General features: G+C 74.2%; 14 protein-coding genes and 1 pseudogene. 5 read left to right on the top strand and 10 right to left on the bottom strand.

Annotated features, from left to right (window positions below):
• The first annotated feature begins 72 nt into the window (after nt 1-72).
• Nucleotides 73-1,053 carry a D-alanyl-D-alanine carboxypeptidase family protein gene (locus GEV43_RS23940; RefSeq protein ID WP_160822601.1) on the top strand — a complete coding sequence of 327 codons (981 nt, stop codon included), beginning with the start codon at nt 73-75 and terminating at the stop codon, nt 1,051-1,053.
• On the opposite strand, the gene GEV43_RS23935 is transcribed toward GEV43_RS23940, so the two are convergent.
• The 4 genes and pseudogenes from GEV43_RS23935 to GEV43_RS23920 all read right to left on the bottom strand — a co-directional run bounded on the left by GEV43_RS23935 (nt 980) and on the right by GEV43_RS23920 (nt 6,018).
• Nucleotides 980-2,464 carry a HAMP domain-containing sensor histidine kinase gene (locus GEV43_RS23935; protein WP_309239811.1) on the bottom strand — a complete coding sequence of 495 codons (1,485 nt, stop codon included), beginning with the start codon at nt 2,462-2,464 and terminating at the stop codon, nt 980-982. The two genes, GEV43_RS23940 and GEV43_RS23935, sit on opposite strands and share 74 nt — an antisense overlap.
• Nucleotides 2,461-3,150: a response regulator transcription factor gene (locus tag GEV43_RS23930; RefSeq protein WP_309239810.1), complete on the bottom strand. Its 690-nt coding sequence runs from the start codon at nt 3,148-3,150 to the stop codon at nt 2,461-2,463. Before GEV43_RS23930 ends, GEV43_RS23935 begins: the two co-directional genes overlap by 4 nt.
• 191 nt (nt 3,151-3,341) lie before the next feature.
• A pseudogene (gene katG, locus GEV43_RS23925) lies at nt 3,342-5,565 on the bottom strand (catalase/peroxidase HPI).
• 21 nt (nt 5,566-5,586) lie between these two features.
• A complete protein-coding gene (locus GEV43_RS23920; protein ID WP_160822600.1) occupies nt 5,587-6,018 on the bottom strand; it encodes a Fur family transcriptional regulator in 432 nt (143 codons plus the stop codon).
• A gap of 310 nt (nt 6,019-6,328) precedes the next feature.
• On the opposite strand from GEV43_RS23920, the gene GEV43_RS23915 reads away from it, so the two are divergent.
• A complete protein-coding gene (locus GEV43_RS23915) occupies nt 6,329-8,449 on the top strand; it encodes a UvrD-helicase domain-containing protein (RefSeq protein WP_309239809.1) in 2,121 nt (706 codons plus the stop codon).
• A gap of 70 nt (nt 8,450-8,519) precedes the next feature.
• On the opposite strand, the gene GEV43_RS23910 is transcribed toward GEV43_RS23915, so the two are convergent.
• Nucleotides 8,520-9,518 carry a S1 family peptidase gene (locus GEV43_RS23910; protein WP_160822599.1) on the bottom strand — a complete coding sequence of 333 codons (999 nt, stop codon included), beginning with the start codon at nt 9,516-9,518 and terminating at the stop codon, nt 8,520-8,522.
• Nucleotides 9,519-10,001: 483 nt separating this feature from the next.
• On the opposite strand from GEV43_RS23910, the gene GEV43_RS23905 reads away from it, so the two are divergent.
• Entirely contained in the window at nt 10,002-11,591 is a 1,590-nt protein-coding gene (locus tag GEV43_RS23905; protein ID WP_160822598.1) for an FAD-dependent monooxygenase, read from the top strand.
• A 7-nt stretch (nt 11,592-11,598) separates the two neighbouring features.
• Here the strand turns inward: GEV43_RS23905 and GEV43_RS23900 are convergent, their stop codons facing one another.
• Nucleotides 11,599-11,886, bottom strand: a complete 288-nt coding sequence (locus GEV43_RS23900; RefSeq protein WP_160822597.1) for a hypothetical protein — start codon at nt 11,884-11,886, stop codon at nt 11,599-11,601.
• Between the two features lie 348 nt (nt 11,887-12,234).
• Between GEV43_RS23900 and GEV43_RS23895 the strand changes: the two genes are divergently transcribed.
• Nucleotides 12,235-13,314 (top strand): serine hydrolase, encoded by a 1,080-nt coding sequence (locus GEV43_RS23895; protein ID WP_160822596.1) that lies wholly within the window; start codon nt 12,235-12,237, stop codon nt 13,312-13,314.
• A gap of 9 nt (nt 13,315-13,323) precedes the next feature.
• Here the strand turns inward: GEV43_RS23895 and GEV43_RS23890 are convergent, their stop codons facing one another.
• From GEV43_RS23890 to GEV43_RS23880, 3 genes are all read right to left on the bottom strand, one after another.
• Nucleotides 13,324-14,736, bottom strand: coding sequence for an NAD(P)/FAD-dependent oxidoreductase (locus tag GEV43_RS23890; RefSeq protein WP_160822595.1), 1,413 nt, complete (start codon nt 14,734-14,736; stop codon nt 13,324-13,326).
• A gap of 137 nt (nt 14,737-14,873) precedes the next feature.
• Complete coding sequence (locus GEV43_RS23885; protein ID WP_160822594.1) at nt 14,874-15,203, bottom strand: DUF3140 domain-containing protein; 330 nt, start codon at nt 15,201-15,203, stop codon at nt 14,874-14,876.
• Complete coding sequence (locus GEV43_RS23880; protein WP_160822593.1) at nt 15,200-15,433, bottom strand: DUF2945 domain-containing protein; 234 nt, start codon at nt 15,431-15,433, stop codon at nt 15,200-15,202. The genes GEV43_RS23885 and GEV43_RS23880 overlap by 4 nt, the downstream gene beginning before the upstream one ends.
• Before the next feature lie 168 nt (nt 15,434-15,601).
• Here GEV43_RS23880 and GEV43_RS23875 point away from each other — a divergent pair, with 168 nt between their 5' ends.
• Nucleotides 15,602-15,904, top strand: coding sequence for a hypothetical protein (locus GEV43_RS23875; RefSeq protein ID WP_241683022.1), 303 nt, complete (start codon nt 15,602-15,604; stop codon nt 15,902-15,904).
• A 178-nt stretch (nt 15,905-16,082) separates the two neighbouring features.
• On the opposite strand, the gene GEV43_RS23870 is transcribed toward GEV43_RS23875, so the two are convergent.
• A complete protein-coding gene (locus GEV43_RS23870; protein ID WP_160822592.1) occupies nt 16,083-18,272 on the bottom strand; it encodes an Ig-like domain-containing protein in 2,190 nt (729 codons plus the stop codon).
• Between the last annotated feature and the right edge of the window lie 48 nt (nt 18,273-18,320).

Here is an 18,320-nt window from a genome sequence, read left to right as displayed (position 1 = left end):
TCATCACCCGGCGTGTCCGTTCGGTGACGGTCTCTCAGGTTGGTCTTATCGCCGGTTCCTACCGTCCCGCCCATGACGAAGATCCACTGGATGCGGGGACGGGTCTGGGGCCTGGCCGCGGGCGCCGCGGGACTGGCGATGGCGGTCGCGGCGGTCCTCGCGACCGGGACCGGGGAACGGCCCGCGCTGCCCGGCGCCGTCGCCGAGGACGGCTCAGGGCTGCCGTGGCCGTTCGGCGCGCGCGGGGCGCTGCACGTCGAGGGGTCGCCGGACACGGTCCTGTACGGCTCGCGGAGGCCGACGCCGATCGCCAGCGTCGCCAAGGTCATGACCGCCTACGTCTTCCTCAAGGACCGCCCGCTGGCGCCGGGGCGCGACGGGCCGGTCTTCACCGTCTCCGCCGAGGAGGCCGGCCGGTACGGCGAACGGCTCGCCCGGCAGGAGTCGCTGGTGCCCGTACGGCCCGGCGAGCGCTACACCCAGCGGCAGGCGCTGGAGGCGCTGCTCACCGTCTCGGCCAACAACGTGGCCCACGAGGTCGCCCGCTGGGACGCCGGAGGCGACCGCGCGTTCGTCGCCAAGATGAACGCCGCGGCCCGCGCGCTCGGCATGGACGACACCCGCTACACCGATCCGAGCGGGTTCGACACCGGGACGGTCAGCACGGCGGCCGACCAGCTCGTCCTGCTGCGCGCGGCGTCCCGGCTGCCGGGCTTCCTGGCGACGGCGTCGCGGCCGTGGTTCGAGGCGCCGGGCACGGTGGGCCGCGTCCCGTCCACCGACGTGGTCCTCGGGCGGCAGGGCATCATCGCGGGGAAGACCGGCTACACCCGCGCGGCGGGCGGCGGCTTCGTGTTCCTGGCGCTGGTCCGCAAGGAGGGCGTCCCGGTGCTCGTCCACGGCGTGATCCTCGGGCACCGCGACGCCGTCGGCTCGGCGCTGACCTGCCGGACGGCCCCGCCGCTGGTCGAGGCGGCCGTCAACGGCCTGGGGCGTCCGCGCCGTACCGCCGAGGCCGACCGGGTCCAGTCCTGGACCGAGTCGCGGCCTTAACCGAAGTCCGGGGGCGGGGCGCGTCCCGGCCGGGGAAGCGCAGGCGGATCAGGGTGCCGCCGCCCGGGGCGTTCTCGGCGTCGAGGCCGGCCGCGTGGGAGACCGCGATCTGGCGGGCCATCGCCAGCCCGAGCCCCGACCCGGGCAGGGCCCGCGCGCTGCGCGCCCGGTAGAAGTGGTCGAAGATGTGCGGCAGGTCCTCGGGCGCGATGCCCGGGCCGTGGTCGCGCACCGTCAGCTCCGCGCCGTCGCCCGCGACGACCCTGACCTCCACGGCGCCGCCGTCCGGGCTGAACTTCGCGGCGTTGTCCAGGACGGTGGAGACCAGCCTCGCCAGGCGAGCGGGCACCCCGGTGACGACCGCCTCGCGGGTCTCGGCCTCGAAGGCGACGCGCGGCCAGTTGGCGCGCGCGGCCTCCACGGCGGCGAGGGCCAGCTCGTCCAGCCGCACGTCCTCCAGGAGCGCGGGCGGCTCCTTGCCGCGGGCCAGCTCGACCAGGTCGTTGACCAGGCCGGTGATCGCGCGGAGCTGCCCGTCCAGCGCGGCGACCGCCCGTTCGCGCTGCTGCGGGGTGATCCGGTCGCCGAAGCCGAGGATGTCGATGTTGGTGCGCAGCGCGGTCAGCGGCGTGCGCAGCTCGTGCGAGGCGTCGGCGACGAGCTGCCGGCGCGCGGCGAGCGACCGCTCCAGCACGTCCAGCATGGTGTCGAACGACGCGGCGAGCCGGGCGACCTCGTCGCGGCCCGGTTCGCCGTCCGGGACCGGCAGCTCCGACCTGCGCCGGGGGTCGCCGGTCGCGGCGATGAGCTCGGCGGTGTCGGTCAGCCGGCTCACCCGGCCGAGCCCGGCGCGGGCGACCAGCCAGCCGCCGCCCGCGGCGAGCACGACGCCGGCCGCGGCCAGCACGGCGAGCAGGGTCTTCAGCCGGGCCACCGAGTTGGCGTAGGTCTGGGCCTGGATCGCCACCTGGAGGGCGCCGCCCTCGACCGGGACGGTCAGCGCCCGCCCCCGCGCGCCGTTCACCACGACGTCGGAGTACGCCGAGCCCGAACGGCCCGCCGCGACCCGGGCGGCGCCGGCGGTCACCGGCATGCCGGACCCGCCCACCGTCCCCGCGGGGGTCCCGGCGGGGAAGGTCTGCGCGCACGTGCTCGTCCCGCGCAGCGAGCACGACGAGGACGAGATCCACGGCATGGCCGCCGCCCCGCCCCGCACGTCCGGGCCCTCCAGCAGGGCGTCCGCCTGCCTGCGCAGGCCGAGGTTGAGCTGCCAGTCGAGCTCGTGCCGGACCGCGGCGTACACCCCGGCGGTCAGGGCCGTCACGATCAGCGCCATCGCCGCGGCCGTCGTCACCGCCAGCCGGGTGCGCAGCCGCGACCGCCGCCACCGCGCGGCCGGGCCTCCGCTCACGGCTCGCCCAGCCGGTAGCCGAGCCCGCGGACCGTGTGCACGAGCCTCGGCTCGCCGCCGGCTTCGAGCTTGCGGCGCAGGTAACCGATGTAGACCTCCAGCGAGTTGGACGAGGGCCCGAAGTCCAGGCCCCACACCCGCTCCCCGATCTGGCCCCGGCTCAGCGTGCGGCCCGGATGCTCCAGCAGGACCTCCAGCACGCTCCACTCGGTGAGCGTGAACTCGATCCTGCGCCCGCCGCGCCACCCCGTCCGGGTCTCCGGGTCCACGGTCAGGTCGGCGAACCCCCGGGCGGGACCGGGCCGGGACCTGCGCAGCAGCGCCCGCACCCGGGCCACGAGCTCCCCGAGGTCGAACGGCTTGACCAGGTAGTCGTCGGCGCCCGCGTCCAGGCCCTCGATCCGGTCGCTGACGGCGTCGAGCGCGGTGAGCACCAGGACCGGCGTACGGTCGCCGCGGGCCCGCAGCGCGCGGCAGACGGCCAGCCCGTCGGTGCCCGGCATCATCACATCGACGATCATCACGTCCGGGAACCAAGCCGCGGCGGCGCGCAGGGCGGCGTCGCCGTCGGCCTCGGTGCGGACCTCGTACCCGGAGATGCGCAGGCCGTCGGCCAGCGCCTCCCGCACCTCGGCCTGGTCGTCCACGACGAGGACGCCCGCCCCGTCCAACTCCGCTCCGCTCACGTCACACCAACGGACCGGCTCCCCGGGACCATTCCCGCGCCCCCGCCGAACCGGCCGCCCCCTGCGGAACGGCCGCCCCGCGCGGGCCCTCCGCCCGATCCGGGCGCGCCGTTCGTTGACCAGACTCGCGTCACTCGTCGGCGCGGGGACGTCCGGGCGGCCGCCGGCCCGGACGTCCCCGTACGCCGTGATCAGGCGAGGTCGTACCGGTCGAGGTTCATGACCTTGTCCCACGCGGCGACGAAGTCGGTCACGAACTTCTCCTTCGCGTCGTCGCTCGCGTAGACCTCCGCGACCGCGCGCAGCTCGGAGTTGGCGCCGAAGACCAGGTCGGCGCGGCTGCCCGTCCACCTGACGTTGCCCGAGGAGTCGCGGCCCTCGAACGTCTCGGAGTCCTCGGACGTCGGCTTCCACACCGTGCCCATGTCGAGCAGGTTCACGAAGAAGTCGTTGGTCAGCGTCCCGGGGGCGTCGGTGAGGACGCCCATGGACGACCGCGCGTGGTTGGCGCCGAGGACGCGCAGGCCGCCGACGAGGACCGTCATCTCCGGCGCGCTCAGGGTGAGCAGGTTGGCCCGGTCGATGAGGAGGAACTCGCCGGGCAGCAGGTTGCCCTTCATGAGGTAGTTGCGGAACCCGTCGTGCGTCGGCTCCATCACCTCGAACGACTCGACGTCGGTCTGCTCCTGCGTCGCGTCGGTCCGTCCGGGGGTGAACGGCACCTCGATGTCGTGCCCGGCGTCCTTCGCGGCCCGTTCGACGGCGGCGCACCCGCCGAGCACGATCAGGTCGGCCAGCGAGATCCGCTTGCCGCCGGTCTGCTCGGCGTTGAACGCCTCCTGGACGCCCTCCAGGGCGCGCAGCACGGTCGCCAGCTCGTCGGGGTTGTTGACCTCCCAGCTCCGCTGCGGTTCGAGCCGGATGCGCGCGCCGTTGGCGCCGCCGCGCTTGTCGGTGCCGCGGAACGACGCGGCCGACGCCCACGCGGTCGAGACGAGCTGGGAGACCGACAGGCCGGAGTCCAGGAGCCGGGCCTTGAGGGCGGCGACGTCCTCGGGGCCGACGAGCTCGTGGTCCACCGCCGGGACGGGGTCCTGCCAGACCATCGTCTCGTCCGGCACCTCGGGTCCGAGGTACCGCGCGACCGGGCCCATGTCGCGGTGGGTCAGCTTGAACCACGCGCGCGCGAACGCGTCCGCGAACTCCTCGGGTTGTTCATGTAGCGCCGCGAGATCGGCTCGTAGATCGGGTCGAAGCGCAGCGAGAGGTCGGTCGTCAGCATCATCGGCTGGCGCGTCAGCGAGCCGTCCTCGGGGTCGGGCACGGTGTTGGCGCCCGCGCCGTCCTTCGGCCGCCACTGGTTGGCGCCCGCGGGGCTCTTGGTCAGCTCCCACTCGTACCCGAAGAGGATCTCGAAGAAGCTGTTGTCCCACTTCGTCGGGGTGGGGTCCAGGTGACCTCCAGGCCGCTGGTGTAGGAGTCCCGGCCCTTGCCGGTGCCGTGCGTGCCCTTCCAGCCGAGGCCCTGGTCCTCCAGCGGGGCGCCCTCGGGCTCGGGGCCGACGCTGTCGGCGGGGGCCGCGCCGTGGGTCTTGCCGAAGGTGTGGCCGCCGGCGATCAGCGCGACGGTCTCCTCGTCGTTCATCGCCATGCGGCCGAACGTCTCGCGGATGTCGCGGGCCGCGGCGAGCGGGTCCGGGTTGCCGTTCGGGCCCTCGGGGTTGACGTAGATGAGGCCCATCTGCACCGCGGCCAGGGGCTTCTCCAGCTCCCGGTCGCCGCTGTAGCGCTCGTCGTCGAGCCAGGCGGTCTCGGGGCCCCAGAAGACGTCCTCGTCGGGCTCCCAGGCGTCCTCGCGCCCGCCGGCGAAGCCGAACGTCTTGAGGCCCATCGACTCCAGGGCGACGTTGCCGGCCAGGATCATCAGGTCGGCCCACGAGATCTTCCGGCCGTACTTCTGCTTCACCGGCCACAGCACGCGGCGCGCCTTGTCGAGGCTCGCGTTGTCCGGCCAGCTGTTGAGGGGCGCGAAGCGCTGCTGGCCCGCCCCGGCGCCGCCCCGGCCGTCGCTGACCCGGTAGGTGCCCGCGCTGTGCCACGCCATGCGGATGATCAGCGGCCCGTAGTGCCCGAAGTCGGCCGGCCACCAGTCCTGCGAGTCCGTGAGCACATGCGCGATGTCCTGCTTCACCGCGGCGAGGTCGAGGCTCTCGAACTCCTTGGCGTAGTCGAAGTCCGCGCCGAGGGGGTTGGCCATGGGCGGGTTCTTGGCGAGCAGCTTCAGGTTGAGCCGGTCAGGCCACCAGCCGCGGTTGCCGCCGCCCTGGGTCGGGTGGGGGGCGCGCCTGTGCGCGACGGGGCAGCCGCCTTCGCCCTCCGCCGGGGTCGGGGCAACGGTTTCGTTGTTCTCGGACATGTGTTTTCCCTCCGGGGAGAATCAGGAACTCTCGCGGGCGGCACAGGCGGGGCAGAGGCCCCAGTAGATGACCTCGGCCTCGTCGATCGAGAAGCCGCGGTCGTCGGAGGCGGTCAGGCAGGGCGCCTCGCCGACGGCGCAGTCGGCGTCGGCGACGGCCCCGCAGGACCGGCACACGATGTGGTGGTGGTTGTCGCCGACGCGCGCCTCGTACCGCGCCACGGAGCCGGACGGCTGGATGCGGCGCACCAGCCCCGCCGCCGTCAGGGCGTGCAGCGAGTCGTACACGGCCTGGTGGGAGACCTTCGGAAGCTCCCTGCGCACGGCGCGCAGGATCGAATCGGTGTCGGCGTGCGGATGCGCGTGCACCGCGCTCAGCACCGCCGTGCGGGGACGGGTCACGCGCAGCGCGGCTCCCCGCAGCATCTGCTGGAAGTCCGGGGGCGTGACCACGCCCACAGGCTGGCCCACTTTCTGGAACCAGTCAAGAATCCAGCACGAAATCCCTCAAGCCCCTCCACTCCCACCCGCCCCCGCCCGTACGCCGCATCGGCGGGCCGTCCGGCGCCCCGTTCAGGCCCGGACGATCCCCGCGGCGCGGGCCGCGCGGAGCCGGCCGGGGAGCCCCTCCGTCAGCTTCCGGAACAGCGCGTCGTCCCCGGCAGACCACTACCGGCCGTCCCGCTCCAGGCACGTGCGGCAAAGCGGGTCACGGGGTGTCGATCGGCGACAATCGCTGCTATCTGTTGACGGGCGTAACTTTGTGTCGAGTCCCGAGGGCGAGGCGATGGCGGCAGGTGGGTCGGCGGACGCGCGGGGGCGGCGGGCCCGCGCGGAGGCGCTCGAACTGGCGCGGCGTTCACGCGAGGCGTACCGGCTGGCCGGACGGTACGAGGCGGCGGCCGAGGCCGAGCGGGTGGTCGCGGCGACGCTCGTCGGCCTGACCGCGATCGGCTGGCGCCTGCTGGTGGACCGCCGCTGGCCGGGCACGCGCTCGGCGAACATCGACATGATCCTCGTCGGTCCGGGCGGCGTCTTCGTCATCGACGTCAAGCGCTGGCGGGATCCGCCGGTCGTCGCGGAGGGGCGCCTGACGGCCGGCGGGGAACGCCGCGACGGGGAGGTCGGCAAGCTGCTGGCCCTGACGCGGACCGCCGACGAGCAGGTGGCCGCGCTGGGCATGTCGCCGGTCGCGCTGCGCCCGCTCATGGTGTTCGCCGGGCACCGCATCGACGCGAGCCTCGGCAGGGTCCGGCTGCTCGGCCACCCCGATCTCGTCCGGACGCTGGTCGCCGAGCCGAGGCGGCTGACTCCGGCCCTGGTCCGGGCCGTCGCCTCGCATCTGGCCGAGGTGTTCCCGGCGTACGAGTCGACCGCCCTTGAGGAGCCCGGCGCCGAGGCCGCTCCGGCGCCGGACGGCGGCGGGGACGCGCTCTTCCGGACCGAGGACGTCGAGCAGGCGGCCATGGAGTCGCTGCTGCACGCGCCGATCGAGCGGTGGATGACGTTCCTGCATCCCGAACAGGTGGCCGTCGCGCGCCGCGAGTGGAGCGGGCCGGCGCGCATCAGCGGGCCTGCGGGGACCGGCAAGACCGTCGTCGGGCTGCACCGCGCGGCCCACCTCGCGGGACGGTCCCGGGGCCGGCTCCTCTACGTCACGTTCGTCAACAACCTGCCGCGCGTGCAGAGGCACCTCTTCGAGCGGATGGCCCCGACCTTCGCCGACCGCGTGGAGTTCACCAGCCTGCACGGCTGGGCGACCGCGTTCCTGGCCGAACGGGGCGTCGAGGTGCAGTTGAACGCCGCGCGCGCCGACGACGCGTTCTCCCGCGCGTGGATGACCGCCGGCCGCGACAGCGTGCTCACCGAGATCGATCCGAAGCCCGGGTACTGGCACGAGGAGATCCACCACGTCATCAAGGGCCGCGGCCTGGCGTCCCTTGAGGAGTACCGCACCGTCGCGCGACACGGCCGCCGGACCGCGCTCCAGCCCGCGCACCGCGAGGCCGCCTGGCTGCTCTACGAGGAGTACGAGATGCTGCGCGCCGAGCGCGGCGTCGGCGACTTCAACGACGTGCTGCTCGCGGCGCTCGGGGAGCTGCGCGAACGGCCCGCCGACCCCCCGTACTCGGCCGTGGTCGTGGACGAGGTGCAGGACCTCACGCTCGTCGGCGTCAAGCTCCTGCACGCGCTCGCGGGCGACGGCCCGAACGGGCTCCTGCTCATCGGCGACGGGCAGCAGGCGGTGTACCCCGGCGGGTTCCGGCTCGCCGACGCCGGCATCGCCGTCAAGGGGCGCGGCGCCGTGCTGCGCACCAACTACCGGAACGCCGCGCGGATCCTTGAGGCGGCGATGGACCTGGTGTCGGGCGACCCGTTCGACGATCTCGACGGGCCCAGCCCGAACGGGCGCCGCGCCGTCGATCTGACCTACCACGACGGGCGGGTCGTCCGGGTGGACGCGGCGGACGGGGACGAGCACGACCGGCGGCTGGTGGAGGCGCTGCGGGCGCTGCCGGAGCGGAACGCGGACGGTTCCGCGTCGTGGGCCGGCAGTGTGGTGCTGTGCCGGTCGCGGCGGGAGGTCGAGCAGTACCACCGGTTCCTCGTGCGGGCGGGCATTCCGGTGCTGCGGCTCGAACAGTACGACGGGCGGCCGGTCGAGGCGGTCAAGCTCGGCACGTACCGGCGCGCCAAGGGGCTGGAGTTCAAGTACGTGTTCCTGCCTCATCACGACGTCGGGCTCTCCAACGGCGCGCTCACGGACGCCGTCGACTCGGAACGTGCCGAGTTGGCTCGCAGGCAGCTTTTCGTGGCGATGACGCGTGCGCGCGACCTGCTGTGGCTCGGGTCCGTCGCGGCGGATGCGCGGGGCGGTCGCTGACGTCGGGCGCAAAGGGGTGTGGGGCCCCGACGGCGTCGGGGGCCCCACGTGAACCGGATGGGAGCCGGGTCTACTTCAGGGTGAGGCGCTGCGACTGGAGCGCCTCGTCCAGCGGCTGGAAGAACGACTGGAAGCCGGAACGGCAGCTTCCGGTCGTGCCGCCGGAGGTGATGCCGATGGCGGTGCTGCCGCTCTGGAGCGAGCCGCCGCTGTCGCCGGGCTGCACGCAGGCGGTCGTCTCGATCATGTCGGTGACCGTGCCCTCCTGGTAGTTGACCGTGCGGCCGTAGCCGCGGATCGTCCCGGAGGTGGTGCCGGTGGTGGAGCCCTTCTTCTGGATCTGGGTCCCGACCGGCGGGCGGCCGACCTGGGTGAGCTGGGCGTTGCTGGTCGGCAGCGAGCTGTTGGTCACCCGGATGGTGCCGTAGTCGTTGCCCGGGAAGCTGGTGGCCTGCCGGGTGCCCACGGTCTGGCCGCCGGACGTCGTCCACGAGGCGCCGATGCGGGTGCAGTGCCCGGCGGTGACGACGTACGTCGTCCCGCCGCCGACGCCGATCGCCGACACCGAGCAGCGCGAGCCGCCGGTGAGGATCGCGTCGCCGGGGCCGAGGACCGTGCGCGGCGCGGACGCCACGCGCTTCACCACGACGTTCTTGCCGACGGACCGCGCGCGCTTGACGAACGCGTTGGTCGCGGCGTCCTTGTCGCCCTTCGGCACGTTGACGACGACCGAGTTGGAGACGACGTCGACGCCCCAGGACAGGCCGGTCGTGCCGGCGGTGCCCGCGAGGCGGTCGAGCTTGGACTTGGAGTCGTTGAGCGGCTTCATGCCGTTCTCGACGACGCGGGCCTTCGCACCGGCCGCCTTGACCTGCTGGGCCGCCGACGCGCTGGTCACGTTGACGACCAGCTTTCCGGCGCCGTCGACGTAGGAGCCGGCGTACTGGGAGCCGAGCCGACCGGCGAACTGGTCGGTCGGCGCGTTCTGCGGGAGCTGAGCGTGCTGGACGGGTCCCGCCGGCTGCGTCTCGGCCGTTGCGGGAACGGTCCCGTACGCAGACAGCGCCATCAGCGCCGCGGCACTCAAGAGCGGGGGAGCCACGCGTTTGAGGGACGATCCACGGTTCACGCCTGTCCACCTTTCGCCACCGGCCGCCTGTGGGCGCCGACGGCAGTTCGGGGTGCGGGGGGCACGCGCCCGGATCACGCGAACTCGCTGGTACGAGCCTCGTGACAAAGGCGTCGCGTGGGAGCAAAGTACTTCGGCGCGCTCCCGGCCGACAGATTTCGAGACCCGACTGAAATTTCACAGCCATTTCAGACGCGGTCGATTCCGGTAAGTCGACCGGTCCCCGTTGAACGGTCGATGACCAGGCGATTCGCGGCCGGTCCGCGCCGCTCGGCCATTTCAATGCGCCGGTTCGGTGGCGGCGCCGAGAAGGCGTCCGCGCCGCCGCGACAATGGCGGGCCGTCCGCGGCGGACGCCTTGCGCTCAAGTCGACTTGAGCGTGCACGATGGCCGCCCCGAACCCCCTGCTCCCGGAGGAACCGATGGACGTCGAGACCCCCGTGCTCGTGGTGGGCGGCGGCATGGCCGGACTGTCGACCGCCGCGTTCCTCTGCCATCAGGGCGTCCGCCCGATGCTGGTCGAACGGCACACCGAGCCGTCCAGGCTGCCCCGCGCCCGCACCGTCAACGCCCGGACGATGGAGCTGTACCGCGCGCTGGGGCTGGAGGACGCCATCCGCGCCCGCCCTTCGGTGTACGCGCGATGGCCGGAGATGGCGCGCGCGGACACGGTCGCGGGCGAGGAGAGGTTCCGGCCCCGCGCGGGCGAGCACACGCCCGCCGACGTCAGCCCGGTGCCCTGGGGGCCGATCAACCAGGACGAGCTGGAGCTGATCCTCCGCGACTACGCCGGCCGCCACGGCGCGGACGTGCGGTTCGGCACCGAGCTGGTGTCGTTCACGGCCGGCGGCGCGGGCGTGGTCGCCCGGCTGCGCGAGCGGGCGACCGGGGCCGAGCACGCCGTCCGCGCCGCGTACCTGGTCGCCGCCGACGGGCCGCGCAGCCCGGTCCGCGAACGGCTGGGCATCGGTTTCCGGGACTTCCGCGGCATCGGAACGGTCACCCACTACGCCAACGTGTTCTTCCGGGCCGACCTGTCCGGGGCGACCCGGGGCAGGCCGATCGGGCTGTGGTTCCTGGACCGGCCGAAGCCGGGGACCGTCCTCATGCCCCGAGACCTGGAGGGCACGTGCGTGCTGATGGTCCCGTTCGACCCGGAACGCGTCGGCGGCCTCTCCGACGCGGACTGCGTCGAGCTGGTGCGGACGGCCGTCGGCGCGAACGGCCTGAAGGTGGAACTGCTGTCCGACATCCCCGGCGAGCCCCGCAGGCTCCGCACGTGGGAACTCGCCGGACGGCTCGCCGACGGCTACGGGCGCGGCCGGGTGTTCCTCGTCGGCGACGCCGCGCACGTGATGCCGCCGACCGGCGCGTTCGGCGCCAACGTCAGCGTCCACGACGGGCACAACCTCGCCTGGAAGCTCGCGCTGGTCCTGGACGGGACGGCGGGCCCGGACCTCCTGGCCACGTACGAGGCGGAACGGCGCCCCGTCGCCGCGTTCACCATCGACCAGGCGATGCGGCACCTGCGGGAGAGCACCGACCTCGGAGACGGCGGCGGCGCCCCGGCGGACGAACTCGAAACGATCTTCGGCTACACCTACCGCTCCGCCGCGCCGTCCGGCGACCTGCCGGCCGCCGTCCACCCGAGGGCCGCGCGCGGGCTGCCCGGAACCCGGGCACCGCATGTCGAGCTGGTCCGGGACGGCCGGCGGATCTCGACCCTGGACCTCTTCACCGGCCGTTTCGTGCTGCTTTCTGGGAGCGAAGACCGAGCCTGGTGCGACGCGTTCCGGAACACCGCGCGACGCTACGGCCTGCCCTTGAACGCGTTCCGCCGCGGGGACGGCATTGATGGAGCTCTGGAAACGGCGTACGGAATCGGAGCCGCCGGAGCCGCGCTCATACGCCCCGACGGCTTCGTCGCCTGGCGGTGCCCAGAGCCCGCGGACGACGCGGCGGCCGTGGCCCGCGACGTGCTGAGCCGTTCGCTCTGCCTGCCGCCTCGTTGACGGCCCGTCAGCGCTCCTCGCGGCAGCCCTGCGCGGACAGGAACCCGTTCCACGAGAACGACGTGCGGCAGCGGTGCAGCCCCGCGGCCGGACCCACCATCACCCTGATCAGCACATCGGCGCCGCTTCCCCCGTCGCACCCGTTGGCGGTGAGGTCGTACCCGTTCTGCGCCGGTGTCCGTTCACCGGAAAAGCAGGTGTACGCGCCCGCCGCATGGGCGGACGGCATGGACAGCAGCGGCCCCGCAAGCGCCGCCGCCGCAGCGGCGGCGACGAGTCGTCTGGTAATACGCACGATGCTCCATTCACGGTCCGGGATTCCCTCACAAGCTATGGACCGAGGACACATCCGCCCAGAGGCATTCCTCATCGCTTTCCCATGCGTTCCTGAGCGGTCGATCCCGCCCCCGCCGCGTACGTCCGGCATCAGCCCGGGTCGGCAAGAAGGCCGTACCTCCCGTCCTTGAAGTCAACAACGACAACCCCTTCACGAATCGCCGCGATCACCGGGGAGTGCGGGGCCGGCGCTTCCGGATCGCGCATCGGTCGTTTGGGTGGGGTTTTCTCCTTCGGATGGTGTACGGGACATCTCCGGGTAGTTCCGGATGTCTTCGGGGGGCGGCTTCGGGCCAGGGTTGCGGTCATGCGAACCACGACACGGATCACGTTGCCCGCAGTGCTCGCCCTGGCCGCCGCGGCGGCGGCCACGCTTCCCGCCCACGCGGCGCCCGACCCGGTGCGCGGCGCGCTGGCCTCGGTGGTGGACGACGCCGGGGCGCCCTCGGTCATCGCGCGCTGGGGACGGGACGGCCGGGCCGCCTCCTTCCGGTACGGGACGGCTCGGAAGGGCACGCGCGTACCGGCCGTCCAGGGGCGGTTCCGGGCGGGCAGCACGACCAAGACGTTCACCGCGACGGTGGTGCTCCAACTGGCCGAGGAGGGACGTCTTTCCCTGGACGCCCGCGTGGAGTCCCTGCTGCCGGGCGTGGTCCCCGGTGGGGCGTCCGACATCACGGTCCGGCAGCTGCTGAACCACACGTCCGGGCTCGCCGAGTTCCCCGACGCGTCGTTCTTCGACGCGCGCGGCGCGCTGAAGGACCCGCTGCGCACGTGGACGCCCGCGGAACTGGTCGCGGGGATCCGCTCCGCGCCGCGCGCCTTCGACCCGCCCGGCTCGGACTACCTGTACTCGCAGGTCAACTACGTCCTGCTCGGAATGATCATCGAGCGGGCGGGCGGCTCCTACGCGCGGGAGGTCGAGCGGCGCATCGTGCGGCCGCTGCGGCTGCGCGACACGTACGTGCCGGGCACCGAGACCGCGATCCGCGGCCCGCACAACCGCGGGTACGTCACCGACGGGACGTCCTACGCCGACGTCACGGCCCTCAACCCGTCGATCCTGGACGCGGCGGGCCGCATCGTGTCCAGCACCCGCGACCTGGCGGCCTTCCACCGGGCGCTGGAGACGGGGCGGCTGCTCTCGCCCGCGTCGCTGGAGCTGATGCGCACCCCGTCCCGGCACGCGTCGTACGGCAGCGGACTGGAGGTGATCCCGCTGAAGTGCGGCACGTTCTACGGCCACGGCGGCGGCACTCCCGGCTACGCGACCCTGGTCGCCTCCTCGCGGGACGGCCGGACCTGGTTCGCCGCGTCGGCCACGCTCAACGGCGACGCCGTGTGGCCGCGCCTCAGTACCGCGCTGACCGCGGCGCTGTGCCCCTGAACCCGCCGGTCAGCGCAGGGCGCGGAGGGCGGAGCGGGCGGCGTTGTAGCCGCACATGCCGTGGGCGCCGGCGCCCGGCGGGGTCGCGGCCGAGCACAGGTAGACGCCGGGGGCGCCCGTCGCGTACGGGTCGAGTCCGGCGCGGGGGCGGAACACCAGCTGCGCCGGGTCGTTCGCGCCGGTGAGGATGTCTCCGCCGACGTAGTTCGGGTTGTGGACGGCCATGCCGGTCGCGGAGCGCACGTGCGTGTCCTGGACGCGGTCGCGGAAGCCCGGGGCGAACCGTTCGATCTGCCGGACGATCGCCTCGGTCGCGTCGCCGGTGTACCCGGCGGGCACGTGGGCGTAGGTGTAGAGGGGGTGCACGCCGTTGGCCGAGCGCGCCTCGTCCGCCAGGTACTGCTGCCCCACCAGGACGAACGGCCGCTCGGGCATCCGCCCCGCGTTCACCTGCCGCTCGGTCGCGGCCATCTCCTCGAACCCGCCGCCCAGGTGGACGGTCCCGGCGTGCCGCGACTGCTCGTGCGTCCAGGGCACGCCTTCGGCCACCGCGAAGTCCACCTTGAACGCGCCGGGCCCGTGGCGGAACCTGCGGTACGCGGCGCGGACGTGCCGCGGCATCCGCCGTCCCGCGATCCGCAGGGCCGCGCGGGGCGAGGTGTCGAGCATGACGAGGTCGACGGGCCCGAGTTCGTCGATCGTGGTCACCTCGCGGCCGGTCTCGAACGTGACGCCGTGCTCGGCCGCGCGGGCCAGGACCGCGTCCCTGATCGCCGCCGAGCCTCCCTCGGCCACCGGCCACCCGTAGGCGTGCGCCGCCGTCGTCAGGGCCACGCCGATCGCCGACGACAGCACGCCGCCGAACGGGCGGAGCGCGTGGGCCGCCGCGCCTCCGAACAGCGCGCGCGCCTGCGGCGTTCTCCAGGCGCGCCCCAGCGCGGACACGGGCATCGCGGCGCGGGCGCCGAAGCGGGCGAGGCTCACGGGATGCCGGGGAACGTGCAGCATCGGCTGCAAGAACTCCTCGCCGATCGCGTCGAACCGTTCGGTGAGCGGGCCGAAGACGCGCCGCCACGCCGTGCCGTCCCGGCCGAGCGCGGCGGCCGTCTCCTCGACCGAACGCCACAGGGTCGCGCCGCGCCCGCCGTCCAGCGGATGGGCGAACTCCGCGTCCGCCCAGCGGTAGGTGAGGCCCGCGCCGGTGAGGTCGAACCGTTCGGCGAAGGCGGAGCCGAGGAGCAGCGGGTGGAAGCCGGAGCACTCGTCGTGGAGCAGGCCGGGCAGGGTCAGCTCGCTCGACCTGGTGCCCCCGCCGAGCGTGTCCGCCGCCTCGACCACCCGGACGCTGACCCCTTCGGCCGCGAGCGTGAGCGCCGCCGCGAGGCCGTTGGGGCCGCTGCCTACTACGACCGCACTGGTCATGAAGCCGCCGTCTCCTCACGTCGCCCGAGCCGGAACGGCCCCGGGGCGACGGGCCCGGCGCCCCGCCGTCACGGAGTGCACAGCTCTCGGAATCGTCCCAAGATACTCAGGCCCGCCCGCGCGCGATCCGCGGCAGGTCATTTGGCCGGGTCGTGGCCCCAGTTCATCAGCGAGTACCGCCACCGGGTGTCGGTCACGTCGCCGGAGGGGCGCTGCGCGAGATGCCGGTGAACGTAGCCGACCACCTTGTTCATGTGCGCGTAGTCCTGCTCGGTCAGGTCGGCCCGCTTCGCACGCAGCAGCTCCACGATCCTGCGGCCCGAGGCGTGGCCCGTCGATTCGCCGCCGCCGTCCTTCTGGCCCACGGAACGGGACTCCTCGGTGTCGAGCCAGCGCTCCAGCTCCTTCGGCGTCATGTTCACGGCCTTGCCGAACTCGGCCGCCACCGCCCCGTTCCCGCCGGTCATGCCGGGTCCTCCCGCCTGCGCAGCGCCGACGCCTTGTGCACGGCCCTCCTGCCGCTCCTGGCGCTGCGCACGACGTACTGCGGCTCCTCCGGCGAGGCGGCGACCGTACGCCCGGCCTCCTCCCGCCGATCGGTGATCTTCTTCTCCACCGTCCCCTCGGCCGTGGACCCGTGGCTGCGCCAGGACACCTCGTCGCCGACGGCCGGGACGTACTCGCGTCTGCTGTCCATAGGGCTGCGGTACCCGGCCCGGCCCCGGCCAGTCATCACGGAATGCCTGGTCAGCGGGTGTTCGGGCGGCCGGTCGCCGCTCTCCCCAGCGGCGGCAAAATCCCCCTAATTCGGGCTTGTGCCCGCGTACGCCCGGGTACGAGGCGACCGACCAAAAAAGGGGGAACGATGATTAACACACTGCACAAGTGGGGCGTGCGATCGAACCTGATGTACACGGCGGGCATCGCCTCGGTCGGCCTGGCGTTCGCCTCCTGGGCCGCGTCCAACCGGCTGGAGGGCGCGGGCCTGGAACGCGCCGACAGGTGGGGCATCTTCGTCGGCGAGTGGGCCCCGACCTTCTTCGCCATGGGCCTGGCCCTGCGCCTGGAGGAGACCCACGGCGACGACGCGGACGAGTACTTCGGCCAGCGCGCCGAGATGGACGAGGCGGTCACCGGCCTGGCGGCCCGCTCGGCGGCGATGCGCTAGGCGCGATGGCGCTGCGCTAGGCGGGGCGGCGCTGCGAGGCCGGGCCCGGCGATCCGGGCCGTGCGGACGCCGCGTCCGCCCGCGCCCGACCCGCCCGCGCGTCCGCCCGCGCCCCGCCCCGGCCCTGCCCGCGCCCCGCCCGCGTCCGGACGGGGCGCTCGGGCGGCCGGGCGGGCGCTCACCTCGCGTGCGGGCGGGAGCGTTCTTCGGTGGGCGGTGTGATGGTGATGCTCCCCTGGGCGCCGGGGCTGGTGTTGCCCGCGGCGTCGGTCGCGGTGGTGGTGATCTGGTGCTCGCCCGGCGCCAGGTCGATGCAGGGCGTGCAGTGCCAGGTGCCGTTGGGCTGGACGGTGGGCGTGCACGCTTCGGTGCCGTCCGCGAAGACCTTCAGCTTGGTCCGCGGTTCGCCGGTGCCGGACAGCAGGGGGCGCGGGTCGGCGAGCGGCCCCTGACCGCCGTTGAACGTGGGCGCGGCGGGCGCGACGGTGTCGATCGTGATCGCGAGCGGGCTCCCGGACGTGGCGTTCCCCGCCGGGTCGGTGGCGCGGGGAACGAGCGTCAGCTTTCCGTCCGGCAGCTTGATGGTGGGTGTGACCGTCCACGCGCCGGTGGCGTCGGCCTTCGCGGTGGCCACCGGCTGACCGCCCGGACCCACAAGAGAGATCGTCGTGCCCGGCTCGGCACGCCCGGAGAACGTCGGGAACGGATTCTTGGACGGCGCGCCGCTCCTCGGGCTGGTGACCGTGGGCGCGGAGGGCGCGACCGTGTCGATCGTGAGCGTCAACGGGCTCCCCGACGTGGCGTTCCCCGCCGGGTCCGTGGCACGCGGGATCAAGGTCTGCGCCCCGTCCGGGAGCTTGATGGCGGGTGTAGCCGTCCACAGGCCGCTGGCGTCGGCCTTCGCGGTGGCCACCGGCTGACCGCCCGGACCCACGAGAGAGATCGTCGTGCCCGGCTCGGCACGCCCGGAGAACGTCGGGAACGGGTTCTTCGTCGGCGCGCCGCTCCTCGGGCTGGTGACCGTGGGCGCGGAGGGCGCGACCGTGTCGATCGTGATCGCGAACGGGCTTCCCGGAGTCGAGTTCCCCGCCGGATCGGTGGCGCGCGGGATCAGCGTCAGCTTGCCGTCCGGAAGGCCGACGGTGGGAGTGGCCGTCCACGCGCCGGTGGCGTCCGCCTGTGCGGTGGCCACCGGTCGCCCGCCCGGTCCGGTGATGGTGACGGTGGTCCCCGGCTCGGCGCGTCCGGTGAAGGTCGGGGTCGGGTTCTTGGACGGTCGTCCCGGACGGGGACCGGTGATGGTCGGCGCGGCGGGCGCGACCGTGTCGATGGTGATGGTGAGCGGGCTTCCCGACGTGGAGTTGCCCGCGCGGTCGGTGGCGCGGGGGGTCAGCGCCTGCCGGCCGTCCGGCAGCCTGATCGCGGGAACGGCCGACCAGGCGCCGTTCGGACGGGTCCTCGTCCTGACCAGCCGCTGCCCTTCGGGGCCGGTGACGGTGACGGTGCTGCCGGGTTCGGCGCGGCCGGTCAGGCGCGGGGCGGGGTCGCTCAGCACCGCTCCGTCGGCGGGCCCGGTGATCGCGGGCGCGGCGGGCGGGGTCGTGTCGATCGTGAGCCGCACCGGACGCCCGTACTTGGCGGGTCCCGAACCGGTGCGCGTCGAGGGGGTCACCTTGTAGCGGCCGTCCACCAGGGGCCACTGGACCTTGACCCGCCAGGTGCCGGCGCGGGTGACGGCGCCGGAGTACGCGACCGGGGTGCGCGAGTCGGTGAAGCGGACGGTCACCCGCGCGCCGGGCGTCCCCCGCCCGGAGATGGTCGGGGTCGGGTTGCGCAGCAGCGCCCCATTGCGCGGCGAGGTGATGACCGGACGGCGCCCGCCGACGGCGGGCTGCCCGCCGGGCGCCGGGTGCGCGCCGCCGCGCCGCCACCAGACCCGGTGGTCCTCCACCTCACCGGCTCCCGCGGCCCCGGTCGGGCGCGGGTCGCGCACCTGCCCGGCGTACAGCCGCAGCCGCACGAACGCCACGCCCCGGCGCGCGCGGCGGCCCCGCCAGGTCAGCGTCGCCGACCGCGCGCCGGGCCGCAGGAACACCACCACGCGCCCGGAGCCGGCGAACTCCCGGCCGCGGCCGGAGTCGAGCCAGCCCGCCAGGGTCGCGGTCCGCCGGGTGGTGTTGCGCACCCGGACGGTTCCGCGCAGCGTCCCCGCGGCGGAGACCCGCAGCCGGTGCGCGAGCGCGTCCTCGTCATCGAACCCGCTGCGGTCGTCGGCCTGGGCGCGGGCGCGGCCGGAACGGCCGGGACCGCGTTCGGCGTCGATCCGGGCGCCGAGCCGCAGGCCCGCCACGATCGAGTGCCGGGCCACCCCGTACCGGTCCGGGGCGTCCGAGAAGTCCCGCCGCCGCCCGTGCCG

The sequence above is a fragment of the Actinomadura sp. J1-007 genome, assembly GCF_009793335.1.
In the GTDB taxonomy this organism is placed as follows: domain Bacteria; phylum Actinomycetota; class Actinomycetes; order Streptosporangiales; family Streptosporangiaceae; genus Spirillospora; species Spirillospora yumaensis.
The sequence above is the reverse complement of the archived record's forward strand: the minus strand, read 5'-3'. Positions and strand labels throughout refer to the sequence as shown.

What these genes read in the sequence shown, in the direction of transcription:
- GEV43_RS23940 (WP_160822601.1), top strand. Translation starts at nt 73, where the DNA reads ATGACGAAGATCCACTGGATGCGGGGACGGGTCTGGGGCCTGGCCGCG.
- GEV43_RS23910 (WP_160822599.1), bottom strand. Translation starts at nt 9,518, where the DNA reads ATGGCGCTGTCTGCGTACGGGACCGTTCCCGCAACGGCCGAGACGCAG.
- GEV43_RS23905 (WP_160822598.1), top strand. Translation starts at nt 10,002, where the DNA reads ATGGACGTCGAGACCCCCGTGCTCGTGGTGGGCGGCGGCATGGCCGGA.
- GEV43_RS23895 (WP_160822596.1), top strand. Translation starts at nt 12,235, where the DNA reads ATGCGAACCACGACACGGATCACGTTGCCCGCAGTGCTCGCCCTGGCC.
- GEV43_RS23890 (WP_160822595.1), bottom strand. Translation starts at nt 14,736, where the DNA reads ATGACCAGTGCGGTCGTAGTAGGCAGCGGCCCCAACGGCCTCGCGGCG.
- GEV43_RS23885 (WP_160822594.1), bottom strand. Translation starts at nt 15,203, where the DNA reads ATGACCGGCGGGAACGGGGCGGTGGCGGCCGAGTTCGGCAAGGCCGTG.
- GEV43_RS23880 (WP_160822593.1), bottom strand. Translation starts at nt 15,433, where the DNA reads ATGGACAGCAGACGCGAGTACGTCCCGGCCGTCGGCGACGAGGTGTCC.
- GEV43_RS23875 (WP_241683022.1), top strand. Translation starts at nt 15,602, where the DNA reads ATGATTAACACACTGCACAAGTGGGGCGTGCGATCGAACCTGATGTAC.